We start from the raw sequence: 18,278 nt of genomic DNA, 5'->3' as shown, positions 1-18,278 counted from the left end.
ATTCACGACTGGTTATCCGCCAGCGGAACCCCGGCCTCCGTAAGACTTTCCGCGTAGACCGGGGCTATCTTGCCTGCGTACGGGGGCGCCATATGCGCCCAGTCGACTCGTGCGGGCGTAGTGCCCACAAAACTCGGACACCGCTGACTCTGGTTGCAGAACCAGGGCCGCGAGTCGACCCATACTCCACCTTGTTCGACGGCCAATTTCTGCTCTGCCTTGGCCTTCGCGTACCAAATGGACGGGATGGTCCCGACGCAGCTCGACGGTGTGCTGGATACCTTGCTGACGCACTCCTTGATCGACTTGTCACTCGGCGGCGGCGCGACCAGCACCACTTTCTTGGTGCTTTCCCGGAACCGATCGATGATGTGATTGAGCGAGTCCGACCAGGCTTGCATCGACATCTCGCGCCGTGAATCGACAACGCGGTCGCGCGCATAGGCGTTCGATATCACGACGACATCGGGCTTGACGGTATTGATGACCTCGACGGCGCTGTCCTTACGGCCGGCGCACTCCGGGCTCACCGTTGTCCTGTCGATGCTGTCCTGTGTGAAGACGCAGGAACCCATCGCCTGATTGAACACTTGCAACGCGCCATTCGAAGTCAATGCGAGCTGGCGCCAGATTTCCGAATAGCCCAGCGCAACGGAATCGCCGACGAGAACCACCTTCAGCGGCGCAGTTGGTGGCCCGTATATGCAAGAGTCCGGCGGTGCGATCGCAGACGCAGAGCATTTGGCCACCTCGGGCGTAACGAGCTGAGCGACGTCTCCCCTGCTGAACAGCGATTCCATCGTCGGGTCCAGAACCGGCCACTCGCTCGCCTTCAGAGCCGCCGAAATCTCGGCTTCGAGAGCGCTGGCTCGCGGGCCCAGAGTGATCGCAGGAAGGGCCGAATCCACCTTTTCGCGCGTCAGGTCAATTGCCGCATCCCCCACCTCGACCGTGTCGGACGGCGTGACCGGCCGGGCCAACCACGCAGTACCGGCGACGACGACCAGTGTGGCGGCGGCGAGTGCGGCGTACTGAGTGGACCTGGCAGGAGAGTACTTGCGCCGCTGGATCTTCCGCTTCAGATCAGCAAGCTCGGCAAAACTGGCCCGCCGCAACGGATCTTCGATCAGGTGGTACGAGGCGATCGCAAGGCCGAAGGCCAATGCCACAACTGCCACGTAGTACGAGCCGCTCACGCCCATGATTGCGCCGAGAAGGACGATCACCGGCCAATGCACCAAGTACAGGGAGTAGGAAATGTTGCCGATATAGGTGGACAGCCGATTGCGCAAGAACGGCTGGTAATCGGGCTCCCGCCCTACACCGGCCATGATTACCAGGGCGGCGCCGAGTGCTGGAAGTACTGTCCACGGCGCCGGAAAACCGGCCTCGGTTTCGCTGATCAACGCGAAGCTGACTGCGATGACCAGAAGTCCGCCCCACGACAGGATGGGCTTGAGAACTCGCGGAATCCGAGCCAGCAGACCAACTGCGGTCGCCAGAACCGCCCCGATGCCCAGCTCCCATACGCGGGCAAAAGTATCGAAGTACGCGGTTGGCGGTGAGTCCGCGGTTTCACGCAGGGCCCACAACAACGACCCCACGACGATGACACCCATGACTCCACCGGCGATTGCCATTCGCCGTGAATGCGACCAACTCTTGCGGACAATGACGACGCTCACCGCGAAAATCACTGCGGGCCAGACAAAATAGAATTGTTCTTCGACTGACAGTGTCCAGTAGTGCTGAATAGGTGACACGGTCGATGCCATCGAGTGGAAGTAATCCGTACCGATGCTCAGAAAGTGCCAGTTCGACCAGAAGACGAATGCCCACAGTGCGTCGACTCCGATCTCGTGAGAGCGAAATCCGCGGAACACCAGCGTCGATGCCAGATAGGTAAGCACCAGGACGACCGTGGCGGCCGGGACAATACGCCGGATGCGGTTCCAATAGAACTGCTTGAAGGAGACCGTGCCGGTCTTCTCCGCGGCACGCATGAGGTTGCCAGTAATGAGAAAACCGGAAATCACGAAGAACACATCGATGGCGGCAACGCCACCTCTGGGCCACCCCCAAAGGTGATAGGCGAAGACGGTGACCATGCTGACCATCCGCAAACCTTGGATGTCCAGCCGCTGGTTGGCGCCCTTCGTGCGCCGGCGTCGCCGCCCCTTCGTATGCCCAGATGACTCCATGGACCGCCTCCGTATCGGCAGGGTGCTTCGCCCACCGAAACGCGAGCTTACGACCAAGTCAATATTTTCGGTTGGTAACTGGCAGACCGCCTCCACGACGGATGTGACCCGCTTCGACGGGCTCGGGCGAGCGCCCAGAACGTACCGCCACCTGCACTGTTTGCGTATTGACGCCGGCCACAATTTCTGTCAGGCTCCTATGAGGAGCGATCTCATCGGCGGAAGGCTCGGACAATGTCTGTTCTCGCGATGCATGTCTCGAACACCAAAGCCAAGTTGCAGGCAGGCGCGGCCGCCTGCGCCGTCGCCGGCGCCGCCATCCTCACTCCCGCGATGGCCCAGGCAGACATCGCCGCGCCGGCCCCCCTGGCTCCGATCACCCAGGTGATGGACAACGTCGCCCAGGCGCCGCATTTCCTGGCTGAGGCCACATGGTGGCAGAACGATCCCTGGTGGTGGTTCGGCCCCGGATCAAACCCGAGTCCGGGAGCGCCCATCCTGGTCGGGACGTTCACGCCGTTGTCCATCATTCCCGGCTTCCTCCAGGAACCGTGGAAGCGCCTGACGCAGAACATCAATTTCTCGGTCTGCGTCTTCGGGGCAGGTGCCAAGATCGGCCCGTACGGCACGATCACCGTTTCATTGACCCGGGGCTGCTAGGCCGCGCAGACGATTTCGTAGTGCTGGGCAGGCGGAACGTTCCTGAGTGAGTAAGCATTCTCAAGGCCCGACGGCCGACGAACCGACCGACAACGACACAGACGAAGAAGAAAACGACGGCGACACCACGCGGCCGCGAAAGCCCTTGCGTCGCCGTCATTTCCGCGTCGCCATGTTGATCGTGCTTCTCGCTACCGCCGGATTCCTGTGCTGGCTGGGGTTCGAAGGCTATGCGGCCAAATCTGACCTGGAACGCGCACGCGCCAGCGCACAGCACGCAAAGGAAGCGCTGTCCGCCGGCGATGTCGACGCGGCCGTACGTGCCGCCGCCGCGGCAGAAGCAAACGCCGAGCACGCGAACGGTGCGGTGCGGTCGATACCGTGGACTGTCGTGGCGCACGTCCCGTGGTTGGGAAGTCCGTTCAGGTCCGCTCAGCAGATCTCTCAAGTCGTCCTCGGACTCGCGTCGGACGTGTTGAAACCCGCCGCCGAGTTGGGCACGGCGCTCTCCCCAACACACCTGATCAAAGGTTCCCATATCGACGTTCAGGCGCTACGAGAGAAAGAGCCGGGCCTGGTCAAGATCGCCGACGATGCGCGGCGCCTGCAGGCGGATGCGGACGGGATCGAGGACCCGAGTTACCTTGCCACTCTTCGAAACGCGCTTTCAGAGCTGCGAGCGCAAACCGCGAAGGTCACCAACCTCCTCGACAAGGCCGCGCTCACGGCCAAGCTCGCACCGTTGCTGATGGGCGCGGACGGCCCCCGGACTTACTTCATGGGATTTCAGACGAATGCGGAAGTCAGGGGGACAGGAGGAATACTCGGCGGATTCGGGATACTCCGGTTCGACAACGGCACACCGACCGTAAATGCGTTGGGCCCCAACACCGAACTGGCTGGGCCGTTCAAACCGCTCGACCTCGGACTCGAGTTCGGTCAAGAGTACGGCTACACAAATCCGACCACTGATTTCCGGAACAGCAATCTCAGTTCGCATTTTCCGTACGCGGCACAGATATGGCGCTCGATGTGGGCTCAGCAAACGGGCCAGGAAGTCGACGGAGCCATCGCGCTCGACCCGGTCGCCTTGAGCTACGTGCTCGGAGCAACCGGACCGGTCGCCATGCACGACGGCGAACTGATCACAGCGGAGAACGTGGTCGAGCTGACCGAATCGACTGCGTACCGGAGGTTTCCCGATGATCAGGCCGCGCGCAAGCAGTACCTCCAGGACATCGCAAACGCCGTTGTCAGAAAGATGACCACCGCCGTCGAGTCACCGCGCAAGTTGCTCGACGCACTCGGCAGAGCCGCCGGCGAACGCCGAATCGCCATCTGGAGCGCATCACCCGAAGCGGAGAAGCTGCTCGAGCAGACGCCACTCGCCCACTCGATCCCCGATGACGCCTCGCCTTACGCCGCGGTCATCCTCAACAATCTCGCAGGCAACAAAGTTGACTACTACCTGCGGGAGCAGGTCACCTACCAGGCGGAGGGCTGCACCGGCGCCACCCGGAACTCGACCGTGACCGTCAGGCTGACAAGCACCGTGCCGGACGTGCCTCTGCCGGAATATGTAGCCGGCTCTCTCGGCCTCAGCCGCAACGTACCGATCACTTTGCCGAGCGGCTCGATGCTGACGTCGGTCCGACTGGTCGCGACCAAGGGAGCGGCACTGGTCGGGGCATTCTCCAATGGTCAACAGATACCGGTGTTCACCGGGACGGACCGCGGCCATCCGACGTTCGAGATCCAGGTGGCGATCCCCCCGAGGCAATCTGGCGAACTGGTCTTCCGACTGTCCGAGCCGACCGCGCCGGGTGCGGCACGAGTGCCCGCGCAACCTCTCATCGACACCGCGGCCCCGACGGTCGCGGTTCCCGTATGCACGCAGAAATAATCCCGGTTCCGCCTAATTGACGTTGGCGTTGACCTACATTGGATACCGACATCGCCGCGTTGAGGGACGTGGAGGTTGGCCGCAACCTTCAGCCGTACACGTGTGAGATCGACCGCGCCGGGCCACCAGAAGGAGTGGACTGCAGTGAATCTCCAGAACATTTTGCGAATTCTCCGAACAAGATGGATACCCGTTGTAGCCACCGTTGTCGTGGCCCTGCTCGGCACCGTAATAATCACTGCCACAACAACTCCGCTGTATAAATCATCGACGCGGCTTTTCGTCTCCACGTACGCCGGCACTTCGCTGACCGACGCATACCAAGGCAATCTCTTCTCTCAGGAACGAATCAATTCGTACACGGTTCTACTCACCGGCGAAGTACTCGCGAAGCGCACTGTGGATGCACTGCATCTCGATATGTCACCACAGGCACTGCGTAAGGAAGTCACCGCTCGGTCCAAGGCCGGTACGGTCCTGATCGACGTGGATGTTCTCGATCCGTCTCCGGTGCGCGCCCGCGATATCGCCAATACGCTCTCGAATGAATTCGTCGCGATGGTGAAGGAACTCGAGACTTCCGGCGACGGCAACCTTCCCGATACACGGGTGGTGGTCGAGCAGCCCGCATCGGTATCCAGTTCTCCGGCTGTGCCGAAGTTGGTACGGAACCTCGTGTTAGGCCTGGTCGCCGGTCTGTTCCTCGGCGTCGCACTTGCTGTCGTGCTCGACGTGATCGACAGCACCGTCAAGAAACGCGAGGACCTCGAAGGCATCACCGGCGTGAGTGTCGTTGGGGAGATTCCCGTCGACAAACCACGCCGTACAGCACCGGCCATCACGTTCAACAACGACAATTCCCGGATCGCCGAATCGTTTCGAAAGCTGCGCACCAATCTGAGCTTCCTGGCAGTCGACAATCCCCCACGCGTAATTGTGATCACGAGCTCGATTCCCAACGAGGGAAAATCCACGACGGCGATAAACATCGCTCTCGCACTGGCGGAGGCCGAGAACAAGGTACTCGTAGTCGATGGCGACATGCGCCGACCGATGGTGCATCAGTATCTGAAACTCGATGGCGCGGTAGGCCTGAGCACCGTCCTCAGCGGTGCGGTATCTCTGCCAGATGCATTGCAAGAAACGCAGTTCGATGGGCTGACAGTTCTGGCCGCCGGCACGATACCGCCGAATCCCAGTGAGCTGTTGGCATCCCAAGCCGCCAAGAAACTACTCGCCGAGCTACGCGGACAATTCGACTATGTGATCGTCGATTCATGCCCGCTCTTGGCTGTTACCGACGCCACCTTGTTGGCAGCCAATGCCGATGGAGCGTTGTTGCTCGCCCGATACGGGAAGACCAGGCGCGATCAGCTGGCACATGCATCAGATGCCCTTGAGAATGTGGGCGCTACGCTGCTTGGCACGGTATTTTCGATGACGCCTCCGCGCAACCGCTCACCTTATGCCGATTCCTATTACTACTATTATCACGGCAAGAGCCGCAGTGTTGGACGTCACGGCCAGGCCTGAGCCATTCGAGCAATGACCCTCCAGACTATTGGCGCCGCGTGCGACAGCGTAACTTGGAATCGCGCGAGGCGCGCGACCATCAAAGGTTTGTGCCTGATCAGCGTCGCATCCACACTGGCCGCGTGCACCCCTGAACCCCCACCGTATGAGTCGAGGAACGTCTCGCCTTCCAGCGCGGCCCGCCCAACAGCGAAACCCGATGCTACACAATCTGATTCACTACCCATAGAAGCATCGTTCGTCGACGCTTTCGACCGACCGGATACGACAGACGGATTGGGTGAAGGCTGGGACATGCGTACCGCGCAGAGCGGCGAACCATCTCTGCGGCCGGCGACTGACGGATTCCTCAAGGACGGACACTTCAGCTACGCAGGAAAGAGCGACGTAATTGCGATACGCCAGTTTCGTGCCCCGATCCTAAGCCTCGGCGCAGACGGACAATTCGTCAGACGCGGCGGATCCACCGCGGACACCATCATGATGTTCGGCACCGCCGAGGACAGCAATATTCAAACGAACATGGTCATATTCACGTCCAGCCGGACCGCCTGGGGCGTGCATCTGCGAAACCAGGTTGCCAGCAGCAAGCTCAAGGCCATAGCAAGCGGTCAGTATGCCCATCCCCTGGAATTGGGCCGCAACTACCGATTCCTGCTCCGCATATCCGACGGACAGGTCAGGATCACCGGTCCGAGCCTCGATGTAACCAAGCCGGTACCGTCGCCCCTCCCACTCAACGTGTACGGCTTCTGGCGCGAGTATCCAGATCGACCATCAGCGGGCGGAATCTTCGATTTCGACAGAGTTTGGGCTCTCGAAGACGGCCTGCCGGCTGAGCCGGTCGCACCTTCGAGCGGTACCGAGGGAAACTAGGATCGCTGAATCCATAGGGAACCGGGTTCCCAATGATCGGCCCGCTCACCGAACACGGGGCAGGAATTAGAAAGCTCCTGCGGGTAGTGGTGCTTCAAGAAATTCAGCGCACCGACGATCTTGTATTCATGATTGAAGCTGAGAAATGCCTCTACCAGATACTGCTCGTTCCAGAAACGGACTTCACGGCTGAGCCATCCCGGCTGGTAATCCTTCGGCGTGCGGATATCATGAATATGCACGAATACACCCGATTGGAGTATCGGCAATATCTGCAAATACTCGAACAGTACATCGCCCTGCGGCCGGATCATATGCGACGAATCGATGAACAGAATGTCGCCCTCTTCGAGTTCCCCGAAAACATCCAGGTCGATCTGCTCGACAGGAGTGCGAATGAGTTCGACATCCAATTCATTCAGCCAGCCTGCCTCGTACGGCTCTATGCAGATATGGCGGCATGAGTAGGCAGATTCTTCAGCTCGATTGGCGGCGATGGCGTGACGCGCCATGAGCGTTGACTGGCCGCTGCCGATTTCGATGATCCGCTTTGGCCTCGCGTAACGGATCATGCTGTACAGGAACTCAGCATCAGCAGGACCGAAGACGTGATTGTCGTAATAGAAACTCGACTCCGACTGGCTTTCCATCGGAAATTTGAGCAGTTCGTTGCCGTACGAGAACTTCGTGAGTAGATCCAGCTGCTGACTGATATTCAAGTCCAGTCCAGGTAGTACACGATCCTCTTCCAGCGGCCGCGTCAGAACACTCGTGTCGAACAGCGGCTCATAGTAATGATTCCGGATCGGAAATATCCCCACTGTCCTGAACAGCCACCGGGTTCGCGGCAACCTCTCAATTCCGAATCGGCGAACGAGTTTCATTACGAGCGACGCGACGAAGACGATCGGAACGAAGATGACATCGATCAGTGGCGCCAGAGCTTGCGTCAGTCTGCCCACGGTCATCCCTTCTGAGAACACGCGACGCTGTCAGCCCGGGCCGATGCCGGCAAATCCAGGCACAGCCACGGTCAAATCAAACCACATTCCGCACCACTACCAATCAAATTCGATGACCTCCCTTGGATCGCATTAACGCAGTCGAAGTGGCCCGCTACCTCTATCGCTTCAGGACTACGGGGGATGGCTGCGGCACCCCGATGTCACATCCGCCGGACCGCAAATCTGCGGTCGCCTGCCTGCTGTCCGGAACGCGTCTGAGCCACACTCATCCCCGCGTCGCTGCTGTCGGTGGCCTCCTGGGGGCCGCGGACCAGGAGGGCGATCCCCAGCAAGATGCCAAATGCCGGCGCACCGAAGGCGTCCTCGGGAATTGGAGTTACCACCATGGTGATCATGTACCCGACGGCCGCCGCCGCAGCTGCTGATCGCAATGCAAATCCACCGCGCCCGAACATCGCATGCAGAACTGGCACAATGAATGTGACCATGTAGGCGCAAAGCCCCAGCCAACCGACCTTTGCAATAGCCCACCAATAGAAGTGGTGGGCGTAGTAGGTTCCCGACGTCGCCGTAAAACCCCGGCCCACAGGTGGTCGGTAGAGAAATCCCAAGCCATTGCCCAGCAGTTCATGATCCACGATGCCACTCTTGAGCCATCGGACTTCACTCTGCCGGTACAACAGTGAGTAGTCGAACTGCTGCGCAGTACTGCTGAATCCCTCCAGCACTCGAGCCGAGTACGCGTTGTAAATCGAGCCGATATAGTTCAACCCCGGAATACCTGCCGTCGCGGACAGGAACAATCCCATCAGCTCAAACAACGCGACACCGCCAACTGCGATGAATACTGCGCGCAATGCCCCACTATGATTCGTGTTTCGGTCCAGCGCATTGTCGCTCCGATAAAACAGCGGCGTCAACAACAGCGTGACGACAACCAGGACGATCGCGTTTCGCGAAAAACCGATAGCGGTGATGCCCAATGCCGGAATCAAGTAGCCAATCGTTCGCCGAATCAAATCAGGCCTGATCGCCCACAATGCGATCACTATCGCCAGAGTGGCGCTCGCCAGGTGCGTCGTCGGTCCGAGTACTCGCTCCACATCCGCGCGAGCGTGGACGGTAGTACCGAAAAGCGCCGCGTCCTCGATGCGGGCGTTCAGGTTCACGAGGTTCCAGGTACTCAGGAGGATCAGGACAAATGACATCCACAACGTGATCTTCACCGCGCGGAGCGCCGCATAGACCTCCGGAGTCGATGCAATCCGTCCGACGATGAACACGTACAAAGCCATCATCAAGATGCTCCGGCCATCGTTCACCGTGGTCGGCACCCCGTGGCCATTCCATAGACCGTGGGCGATGCCCAGGGCGGTGATCACTCCGATGCCGGCTGCACACAGGTCCGTGTTGCGGTTCGACGGGCGGCAGATCAGCAGGTACAGCGCAGTGATGATCAACGGAATCTCGTGCAAATAGATACCGGATCCGAAAATGCGTATCTGCGAAGGGATGAACGCCGGGAAGCTCGAGAATGTGACGATGACGACGGCGCCTATCCACCATTGAGGTGCGCGCAAAGCCGCGATCGTGACAAAGACCGCGATGAAGGCGACGATGGCCACCGTCTGCATCCAACAGATGCTAGCCCAGCACAGCGTGGATCACTTCGAATATTGACGCATCCGTTCGGTCGAGCGAATGTCCTTCTCGGCAGCCGAAGTTGACCACTCGCGGGGACGCTCCTCACCCGCTGCCGCCCCCGTTGATGTCGTCTTCCCCAGCCCGCGTTGCCCGAGCGCATCGCCGTACGTTGCCGGTCGCGATCGACGCCGCCGGCCACCTGCGGCCCCGCAGCGACCACAGGCGTCTCACCACCGGGCGAGGCACCATCGGACGATATTGACGTATGGGGAAAAAACTTCGACAAAGCGCAGCCTGTACGACACCTGTGGACGTAGCATCTGCGACATACCGAGGGCCGGGCCAGGGTGATGGACCGGCGCCAAAAGCCAATTGATTCTCCAGCCTAGGGTGTGATCGGGAACGGGGTCCGATGTCGGCAGTCGCAATTGTTGAGGCACGTGAATACCCGTGTGATTACAGCAGATTTCAGATGATGCCCGACTCCCGCCATCGAGGGGCCCGAAAGCCGCGGGCAGCGGTCCAGGCCTAGTACCGGGCACATCAACTTCAAGCAATTTCGCTACCGAGAGAGTAACGAGGTGCGTACATGGCAGACGGGCTGACCATCGTTGGAGTTGGCCGCAGCGGCACTTCCACAGCAACGGCATTCGCCGAGTTCGCCGGCCTACGCCTGCCCCACGATGTCCTGCCCGCCGATCAGTGGAACCCCGACGGGTACCTCGAAAGCAGCAGCCTCATCCACTTCAATGATCGGCTGCTGGCAGCCAGCGGGCAGACCTGGCTGAAACCGCGCCGCACCGACCGCAACTCCGTAACGGAGTACCGCTGCGTACGCCGTGCCATGAAGGCATTCCACACCTCGTTCGGGAACAGGCCGGGGTGGGTGTGGAAGGACCCTCGATTACCCATGCTGCTCCCGTTCTGGGATCGCGTACTCGGCATACAACCAGCATTGGCCCCGTATCGAGACCCGGTCGCGGTAGCAGCGAGCATCGCGCGACGCGACAATGTCAATCTTGATGTGGCCCTTGCGATATGGGAACGCCATTCGCGTCAAATGCTCACGTCGGTGACACATCGCCCCGTTCTGTTCAGCGACTACTGTCAACTTACCGAGCGGCCCGAAGCCTGGTTTCGTCAATTCTTCGAGTTCTGCGTGGCATCTGGGCTGAAAGTCACCGATGCCGACATCGATTTCGGTGCACGTATCCGCCGAATCGAACGACCCGCCATAGAGAAGAAGCCGACTTCACAGCAATCCGAGCTTGCCGACCTCATCTGCAGCCTGGACGGTCCCCATGAGAACTTTCAACCAGTTTCACTTCCGGACGAATCACCTGGTACCCAGCGGCTCATCGACTCGGTGCAGAATCCACGGATGGCGGCGCGCATCCGTGCGACATTCACCATGAGGCCGAAGTACGTCATGCTGGCTAACCTGCTCTGACCGTCAGCCCGCCCGTCACACGATTTATGTTGCGCAACAGCATGATCACCGAGAAGCGCCCGGGCTCAGCGTACGTAACATGCAGTGAACGTCGGGCTGAATGGTCCACCGGACACCTTGGCGGTGCGCGGCAGCAGTGCGCGAAATTCACGCCTCGACAGCAACCGCGTGAAGTCCTTCTCGTGGCGCTGTCGCCAGCTCGGAATCCAATGGAGGAACAGAGTTGAGGTGTGCGACTCGACAGGAAACCACTTGTTCGGTGTAGTGATGATCCAGGTACGCGCCACCCTGGTCATCTCCTCGACCATTCGACGCTGGTCGCTTTCCTGCCCGACGTGCTCAATGATGGCGTTCGCCAACGCAAAGTCGACGTAGTTGTCAGCGAAGGGCAGAGCGCGCGCATCAGCAATCATGAACGGATACGTGGTCGCGGCATGCTCGATGTTGATGCCCATCCGCACCGGATAGCGCGCCGCGATACTCCGTTCAATGACACCGGAATTCGCCAAATTCGGGTCATCACAGTGTTCGTCGCCCGTCGCCCCTACCAGCAGCACGTCCCTGATGCCCTGCTCAGCCATGAAACCGAGAATGAAGTGAGTCTTCTTCTGCCGGTTGTAAAGGCTGTACTTGAGGACTGCCCGGCGGACGGCTTTCCCGATGAGTTCCGCCAACGGCACGTGCCCACCCCCGCTCTCTGACAATTCTCCACACAGGTGCCAATTGGGTCGCAGTTCGCAGCAGTGGTCAACGTACCCCAAGAAGTGCCGCCAGAGGTTCGAAACTTCATTCCCCAAATCACCGGTCCCAGCATCCGCTCGACCCCTGCTTCCCGCGACGCACCGCATCCGCAGGAGCCCACCGACAGGGACCGTGACCCGTGGCCAGAGCGCGCCACGAGCACCGTCCAGAGCGGACACGCACCGTTCGCTCCGCTCCGGTCCCGCAGGCCACCGACCGACCACGTCCAAACCCGCCTGGGCCCGCCGGATTGCCGAAATTGGCAGCGAATCCGCAGGCCAGAACCACCTCAGCCGGCGGCGAAGACCTCAGTGAATGACCGCCCCACGAACAGCGCCGAGTCCGGCCGGTTGCATATTGCGCACGCTTGGCCATTTACTGACGTCAGCGTCAACATCGTCGTAAGCTCTCACACATCGGGCTGAGAGGTGACCACCGTGACCAGTTTCGCCAGACGCATAGCAGCCATCGCCGGAGGAACACTCGCGCTGACCATCGCGGCGGGCGTCGGCGGCGGAGTCGCATCCGCGGTCGACCCCTTCGCCGGAATGCGCTACGACAAAGTCGTCGAGTCTCTCAAGTCATGGAACGGCAAATCAGAAGTCATTGCTGTTGTCGGAGACCAGCTGAAGCGCGATGAATGCATCGTGTCTTCCTCCAGAAAAGAAAAGAAGACCGGAACGTACCTGCTATCGCTCTACTGTGACGGCGCCTACGCGACGGCAGGCCAACCCGGCCGGTCAATGGGAACCCCAGAGGGGCGTAACGCCCTCAAGCACGAGGCCCAAGTCAAGTGGCTACGGGAGAACCCCGACTACTGCCGGACCATGAAGCAGTCTCATCCCGAATGGTTCAAGCAACCGGTAGAAGGGTGTGAAAGCCTCGATTAGGCCGGTCATTTGGGTCCTGCGCACGAGATCGGAGGTCACGGTGAGATGTCCGGCGGAGCGACGATCGGTCGCACCGCCGGAACCCACGTACCGGCCGTCACCGCCAGTCTTTGTCTTTCGAACCCGCACCGTTTTCGGATGGACAGATGATCACGCGACTGTCTGAGTGGTTCCGATACGACCCGAGTCGCTATCCGCTCGGCTACAACCCCGGGCTCGACGGTCTGCGCGGCACCGCGACACTCTCGGTACTGGCAGCACATTTGAGTCCCACCTGGTGCCCCGGCGCATTCCTCTACATGGACATGTTCTTTGTGATGAGCGCGTATCTGATTACTTCGCTCCTTCTCAAACGGTGGACGAAGACTGGGAGCGTCGGATTCGGCGCGTTCTATACTCGCCGAGTACTTCGGCTTTTCCCCGCGAACTACGCGATGATCCTTTGCTTTGTCGTTGCCGCATACCTGGTGCTCGACGACGATTTCATTTGGCACGTCATCGAAGCGGCCGCAGCGGCTACCTACACTTCAAACTGGACCCGAGCGTTCGAAGCTCCGATACCTGGATTCTTAAGCCACACTTGGTCGCTCGCCGTCGAAGAACAGTTCTATCTGCTCTGGCCAGTGCTGCTCACTTTCCTACTGAGGGCCATCGGACTCCGAATGCGCCTTGTTGCGCTGCTGGCAGTCCTGGCACTCGGATCCGCCGGCTGGCGGAGTTGGCTCACCTTCCACGGAGCATCCATGGAACGCCTCTACAACGGGACCGATGTGCGAGCCGACGCACTCCTGATCGGCTGCGCGCTGGGTATTGCATTGGCAATGCCGCAGGTACGCAACAACGTAACCCTGCAGCGGACCGCGAAGATGCTGGCAGCGCCATCGCTGATCGCACTACTCGTCGGCGGGTTCACGATGGATCAACACAACCGCGCGATGTACGCCGGAATCTCGTTGTTCTTCACGTTGGCATCCGCGTGCCTGATAGCCGCGCTGGTGCTGCCCGAGCAGACGATTCCCCACCAGGTATTCCGATCTCCGCCGTTGGTGTTCCTCGGCCGCATCTGCTACGGACTCTATATCTGGCACTTCCCGATCTTCATGTTCATTATGTTCGGATTCGGCATCACCCATCCGGTGGCGGCCGGGCTGATCGGAGTTCCCTTGACATTTGCCGCCGCAATCTTGTCTTGGCGATTCATCGAAAGCCCATTCCTCAAGGCGAAGGATCGAATTCCGATCCAAGGCCCCGCACACGTCACACGAAAACTCGTTCCTTCGCCGAGCCCGGGTATACGCTGGCAACCGCGGGAAGCGATGCCGGTTCAATCGCCTTCACAATCGCCGAACCCGCTACGTTCACCTCAGACACCTGCGCAAACGGTCCAGAATCTAGCGACCCAGACCCTCCTCGCCGGCCGCACTCCCCACCCAGTGTCGCCGTACACAGCCGACCCGAACCAGGACCAGAAGGAAGGCGGCACCTCACACCGATGATTGAGACAATCAATTTCACGTTCAGTCGGGAGGAACTGTTCCCCATCGCCGATGCGCATCGGGAGAAGTTCCAGAACGCGGACCCGTTCCCGCACATCGTCATTGACAACTTTCTTCCCCCCGAAGTACTCGGCCCCGTTTTGAGCGAATTCCCCGAGCCCGGCGACACCGAATGGCAGCAGTACGACAACGGCCGCGAAGTGAAGCTCGCGCTCGCAGATTCAGAGCGGATGGGACCCGCGACCCAACACCTGTTGGCGCAGTTCAACTCTGCCCCATTTGTCGACTTCATCGAACGGCTGACCGGGATCGAAGGGATCGTCCCCGATCCACACTTCTTCGGTGGTGGACTGCATCAAATCCGCACCGGCGGCTTCCTCAAGGTCCATGCTGACTTCAATCGCCATCGCCGACTGAATCTGGACCGAAGACTCAACGGGCTGCTCTATCTCAACAAGGACTGGGAGGAATCCTGGGGTGGTCACATTCAATTGTGGGATCGCGACATGCAGCACTGCGTACAAAAGACGCTGCCCATCTTCAACCGCTTCCTGCTCTTCGCGACGACCGACTTCTCATATCACGGCCATCCAGATCCCCTGACTTGCCCACCGCATCGTTCACGCAGGTCGATGGCGCTCTACTACTACACCAATGGCCGCCCAGACGAGGAGAAGTCGTCGAGCGAACACTCAACACTGTTTCGCGCGCGGCCGGGTGAATCGATGAACTCCACGTTGAAGCAGAAGCTGAAGCGCTGGGTGCCGCCCGCGGCCATCGAGGGAGTGCAAAAACTTCGGAATCGGCAGTGAGCGAGTAGATTTCGGCACTTGCTCGATCAGCCACCGCGATGCGATTACCATTTCACAGAGGCGCCATTCAGTTGGGAGGTGGGCGGTCTTGGTATCGGATGTTGTGTCGAGATACCGCCGAAACTATGGCCTGGGCGACGATATCGGGATCGAACAGGTCCAAGCCCATGAGCAGCTCGAGGCCCGGCTGACTCGCGAGCTGCTCGCTTCCACGCCCGAGTTGCGCTGGGCGGTCTTCAGCGCGGCGTATACCGAACTGTACGAATCCCTGCCCTGGCTGAACGCAACTGACGACTCGAGACCCGAGTGGTGGATGGCGACATGGCGCAAGCTGGTGCCGGCGCGATCCGACGTAATCGAGATAGGAAGCGGTCGAGCAGCACTCCTGCGAGACCTCGTTCGATCCGGACACCGGTGTGTCGCCACCGAGATTTCCCCAGAGCGAGGATCGAAACATCTCGCGGAGTCCGACGGACTCCAGTGGCACATCACCGATGGCATCCACCTCGCATCATTCGAACCCGACGAGTCGTTCGATGTCGTCATCTCGACACAGGTCATCGAGCACTTCCACCCTGACGACCTGCCGGCACACTTCGCCAACGCTCGCCGCATCCTTCGACCCGGCGGCCGCTACCTGTTCGACACTCCGCACCGCAGTTCGGGCCCGCACGACCTGTCTCGCGTATTCGATTACGACCGTGCACAATTCATGCACCTGAAGGAGTACACGCACGACGAACTCGCGTGCGCTCTGAAGGCCGCCGGCTTCGACAAGGTAAAGGCTGTCATCGCGTTTCCCGGTGGTGTGATCCAAACTGGCGTCGGTCTACGTCTGCTGCGCCTGCTGGACAGGATTGAAGATCGAACGATCACGCGCACCAGGTCGAAGCGAATCCTCCGGGCACTGTTGAGCAAAGTTGGGGTGTCTAGGAACATCTGGCTCGCGGCCTATCGCAAGTCCGCGTGATGAGCAACCCTCCCGCTTCGATCGTCGTTGTCACGTTCAACTCTGCGCCGACGCTGGCCGACTGCATGACGTCGATCCCGGCGGAGTACGAGGTCATCGTCGTCGATCAGCAGTCGTCGGACTCGTCGGTGCAAACTGCGCTGGATCACCGGCCCGGCGCCAAGCTGATCCGGGCCGGCGCGAACCGAGGCTTCGGTGCGGGATGCAACCTCGGTGCGGCCAACGCGACGTCGGACGTCCTCATCTTCTTAAACCCCGACGCAGCATTTCAGTCGCCCGAATCCGTGAAGATCCTCTCTGAGAGCGCGGCGCAGAACAACGTCGTCGCGGGGCCCAGAATCCTCGATTCCTGCGGCGCCGATCGGACCCGGGCGCGATATTGGTCGTGGCCGGTTGCCGACATAGTGGACGTCTTTGCGCCAAATGCGCTGATCGTCGGCCGACTGCTCCGCGACATTCCGCCGACCGACCCCGTGTACACCGAAGGTGGAGATGTCCCATTCGTCCAAGGGTCGTGTATGGCCGTGAGCACGGTGAACTTCTGGCGCGTGGGCGGGTTCGATGAGCGCTTTTTCCTGTACCAGGAAGAAGAAGTGCTGGCTCGGCGCTTACTGGACGTTGGAGTGAAGAACCGCCTTGAGCCCAGCGCTGTCGTCACCCACCTCGTCGGACGCTCCACCTCGCAGTTCCCGGAATTCTCCGCGGGCCAGTACTTCCGCTCGCTGGCGTTGTCGCTGATCCTGTTCCGGCGCAAACTCGTTGCGCTCCCGACGATCTTCACCCTGTGGGTTGTGCTGCAGTTGATGGCGGTCCTGACGCCTCTCCGCAAGCGAATCGGCTGGCGGTCCGAGCGAGGCCGAATTTGGTACCGCACGGCAGCTGCCGGTTTGATCTGCGGCGCACGCCGCCGGACGGCAGACCCGCCGCCCAGCTCCCCGATGCGTCCCACAGCGCCTTCCCGCTGAGCGGTCAACGGCGACGAAGCTCTTTCGCAGCCGCGGCCGCGGCATAAACCGCCTCATGCCGACGGGCGATGGTTTCCGGCCGGAGCGATTCGTCAGCCGTCCTCTGCGCGCCGTCGGCCAACGTAGCGAGCAGGCCGGGCTCGGTGAACAGTCGAACGATGGCATCTCGGAGCGCCTCGACTGTCGGAGATGCCACGAGAAGGCCGTTCACCCCGTCGTCGACAGCCTCGCCGAGGGCACCAACGTCGGTTGCGACGACGGGGCGGCCATTCGCGAATGCCAAAGGCACCACACCGCTCTGACTCGCTTCCCGATACGGCAGAACCACCGCGCTGACAGACCCGAACAACTTGGGCAGATCGTCGTCCGGGACAAAACCCTCTCGCCAATCGAACAATTCGGGATTCCGCACGAGTTCGCGAGCTCTTGATCCCTCTGACCCGTGGCCGGCAATGATGAGCCGGACATCGCCGAGAACCTTCGCGGCGGCTTCCGTCGCCTGGATCAGCAGGTCCAGGCCCTTGTAGTACTCCCACCATCCGAAGAACAGCAGGGACCGACCCGGCGGCATCGGGTATGTCCCTGACGGTTGAGCCAACGCACCGTGGGGCACAACTCCGACGTAGGCCGACGCCGGGACCCGCGGGTCCTCGCGAAGCTTCGGTACCAGCCGCTCGCCATGGACGACGAACCCATCGGTGGTTTTGTACAGGGCCCACCTCACCAGTCGCTTTAAATAGCTCGTGTGGAACTGACGGCCAGGGTGGGGCGTCACGTCGTGCACCGTCAGGATCCGCGTCGAGCGCGGCACGGCGAGCGAAAGCAGCAGCAGCCGCCAATCCGAATGCCACTGTGAATGAATGACATCGGGCCGAAAAGCCCTGGCATTCCTGATGACTCGTACGAGCGCTCCCAGACTGCGCAGGTCGAACTGTTTGCCTGGAACGAATTCGACATCGAGCGGATCAAACATCGCTGTCTTCTCACGGACCGCCTTGCCCGGCAGCCCCAGTTCTGAACCATGGTCCTTGAGAACACATCTCACGTTGGCCGTGTCGCTCAGCGCAAGCGCCATCGGCGCAAGATAGTAGACAAACCAGTCCGCGATCATCAGCACCCGCAGCTCGGTGGCATCTCCGGCTTCGTTTGGCTTGGGGGTGCAGGGTTCCATC

Annotated in this window: 15 protein-coding genes; 10 read left to right on the top strand and 5 right to left on the bottom strand. The window is 60.6% G+C overall.

Annotation, left to right across the window (positions count from 1 at the left end):
* Positions 1–2 precede the first annotated feature (2 nt).
* Positions 3–2,201 carry an acyltransferase family protein gene (locus H289_RS32635; RefSeq protein ID WP_020103501.1) on the bottom strand — a complete coding sequence of 733 codons (2,199 nt, stop codon included), beginning with the start codon at positions 2,199–2,201 and terminating at the stop codon, positions 3–5.
* Positions 2,202–2,435: 234 nt separating this feature from the next.
* Here H289_RS32635 and H289_RS0124570 point away from each other — a divergent pair, with 234 nt between their 5' ends.
* The 4 genes from H289_RS0124570 (at position 2,436) to H289_RS0124555 (ending at position 7,173) form a co-directional block, all read left to right on the top strand.
* Entirely contained in the window at positions 2,436–2,861 is a 426-nt protein-coding gene (locus H289_RS0124570) for a hypothetical protein (RefSeq protein WP_029105695.1), read from the top strand.
* Positions 2,862–2,907: 46 nt separating this feature from the next.
* On the top strand, positions 2,908–4,764 hold the full coding sequence (locus H289_RS0124565; RefSeq protein WP_020103499.1) for a DUF4012 domain-containing protein: 1,857 nt from the start codon (positions 2,908–2,910) through the stop codon (positions 4,762–4,764).
* Positions 4,765–4,908: 144 nt separating this feature from the next.
* Positions 4,909–6,297 carry a tyrosine-protein kinase domain-containing protein gene (locus H289_RS0124560; protein WP_081633535.1) on the top strand — a complete coding sequence of 463 codons (1,389 nt, stop codon included), beginning with the start codon at positions 4,909–4,911 and terminating at the stop codon, positions 6,295–6,297.
* Between the two features lie 294 nt (positions 6,298–6,591).
* On the top strand, positions 6,592–7,173 hold the full coding sequence (locus H289_RS0124555; RefSeq protein WP_155944253.1) for a hypothetical protein: 582 nt from the start codon (positions 6,592–6,594) through the stop codon (positions 7,171–7,173).
* Here the strand turns inward: H289_RS0124555 and H289_RS0124550 are convergent.
* Positions 7,170–8,141, bottom strand: a complete 972-nt coding sequence (locus H289_RS0124550; RefSeq protein ID WP_020103496.1) for a class I SAM-dependent methyltransferase — start codon at positions 8,139–8,141, stop codon at positions 7,170–7,172. The two genes, H289_RS0124555 and H289_RS0124550, sit on opposite strands and share 4 nt — an antisense overlap.
* A gap of 197 nt (positions 8,142–8,338) precedes the next feature.
* The gene (locus tag H289_RS0124545) at positions 8,339–9,772 is read right to left on the bottom strand and encodes a hypothetical protein (RefSeq protein ID WP_020103495.1); all 1,434 of its coding nucleotides are present in this window, start codon (positions 9,770–9,772) and stop codon (positions 8,339–8,341) included.
* A gap of 599 nt (positions 9,773–10,371) precedes the next feature.
* Here H289_RS0124545 and H289_RS0124540 point away from each other — a divergent pair.
* Positions 10,372–11,232: a sulfotransferase family protein gene (locus tag H289_RS0124540; protein ID WP_020103494.1), complete on the top strand. Its 861-nt coding sequence runs from the start codon at positions 10,372–10,374 to the stop codon at positions 11,230–11,232.
* A 65-nt stretch (positions 11,233–11,297) separates the two neighbouring features.
* Here H289_RS0124540 and H289_RS32035 read toward each other — a convergent pair whose 3' ends face one another.
* A complete protein-coding gene (locus tag H289_RS32035) occupies positions 11,298–11,912 on the bottom strand; it encodes a class I SAM-dependent methyltransferase (RefSeq protein ID WP_020103493.1) in 615 nt (204 codons plus the stop codon).
* 498 nt (positions 11,913–12,410) lie between these two features.
* Here H289_RS32035 and H289_RS0124530 point away from each other — a divergent pair, with 498 nt between their 5' ends.
* The 5 genes from H289_RS0124530 (at position 12,411) to H289_RS0124510 (ending at position 17,106) form a co-directional block, all read left to right on the top strand.
* Entirely contained in the window at positions 12,411–12,863 is a 453-nt protein-coding gene (locus H289_RS0124530) for a hypothetical protein (RefSeq protein WP_155944251.1), read from the top strand.
* A gap of 146 nt (positions 12,864–13,009) precedes the next feature.
* Complete coding sequence (locus H289_RS31280; RefSeq protein WP_051128579.1) at positions 13,010–14,359, top strand: acyltransferase family protein; 1,350 nt, start codon at positions 13,010–13,012, stop codon at positions 14,357–14,359.
* Positions 14,356–15,171, top strand: coding sequence for a 2OG-Fe(II) oxygenase (locus tag H289_RS0124520; protein ID WP_020103491.1), 816 nt, complete (start codon positions 14,356–14,358; stop codon positions 15,169–15,171). Before H289_RS31280 ends, H289_RS0124520 begins: the two co-directional genes overlap by 4 nt.
* An 88-nt stretch (positions 15,172–15,259) precedes the next feature.
* Entirely contained in the window at positions 15,260–16,141 is an 882-nt protein-coding gene (locus H289_RS31275; RefSeq protein ID WP_029105693.1) for a class I SAM-dependent methyltransferase, read from the top strand.
* Positions 16,141–17,106, top strand: coding sequence for a glycosyltransferase family 2 protein (locus H289_RS0124510; protein ID WP_020103489.1), 966 nt, complete (start codon positions 16,141–16,143; stop codon positions 17,104–17,106). The genes H289_RS31275 and H289_RS0124510 overlap by 1 nt, the downstream gene beginning before the upstream one ends.
* Positions 17,107–17,110: 4 nt before the next feature.
* Here the strand turns inward: H289_RS0124510 and H289_RS32030 are convergent, their stop codons facing one another.
* Positions 17,111–18,277, bottom strand: a complete 1,167-nt coding sequence (locus H289_RS32030; RefSeq protein WP_020103488.1) for a glycosyltransferase family 4 protein — start codon at positions 18,275–18,277, stop codon at positions 17,111–17,113.
* Position 18,278: the final 1 nt, after the last annotated feature.

The organism is Mycobacterium sp. 360MFTsu5.1, assembly GCF_000383495.1.
Classification (GTDB): domain Bacteria; phylum Actinomycetota; class Actinomycetes; order Mycobacteriales; family Mycobacteriaceae; genus Mycobacterium; species Mycobacterium mucogenicum_B.
Note: the sequence above shows the minus strand (reverse complement) of the source record. Positions and strands in the feature narration are given on the sequence as shown.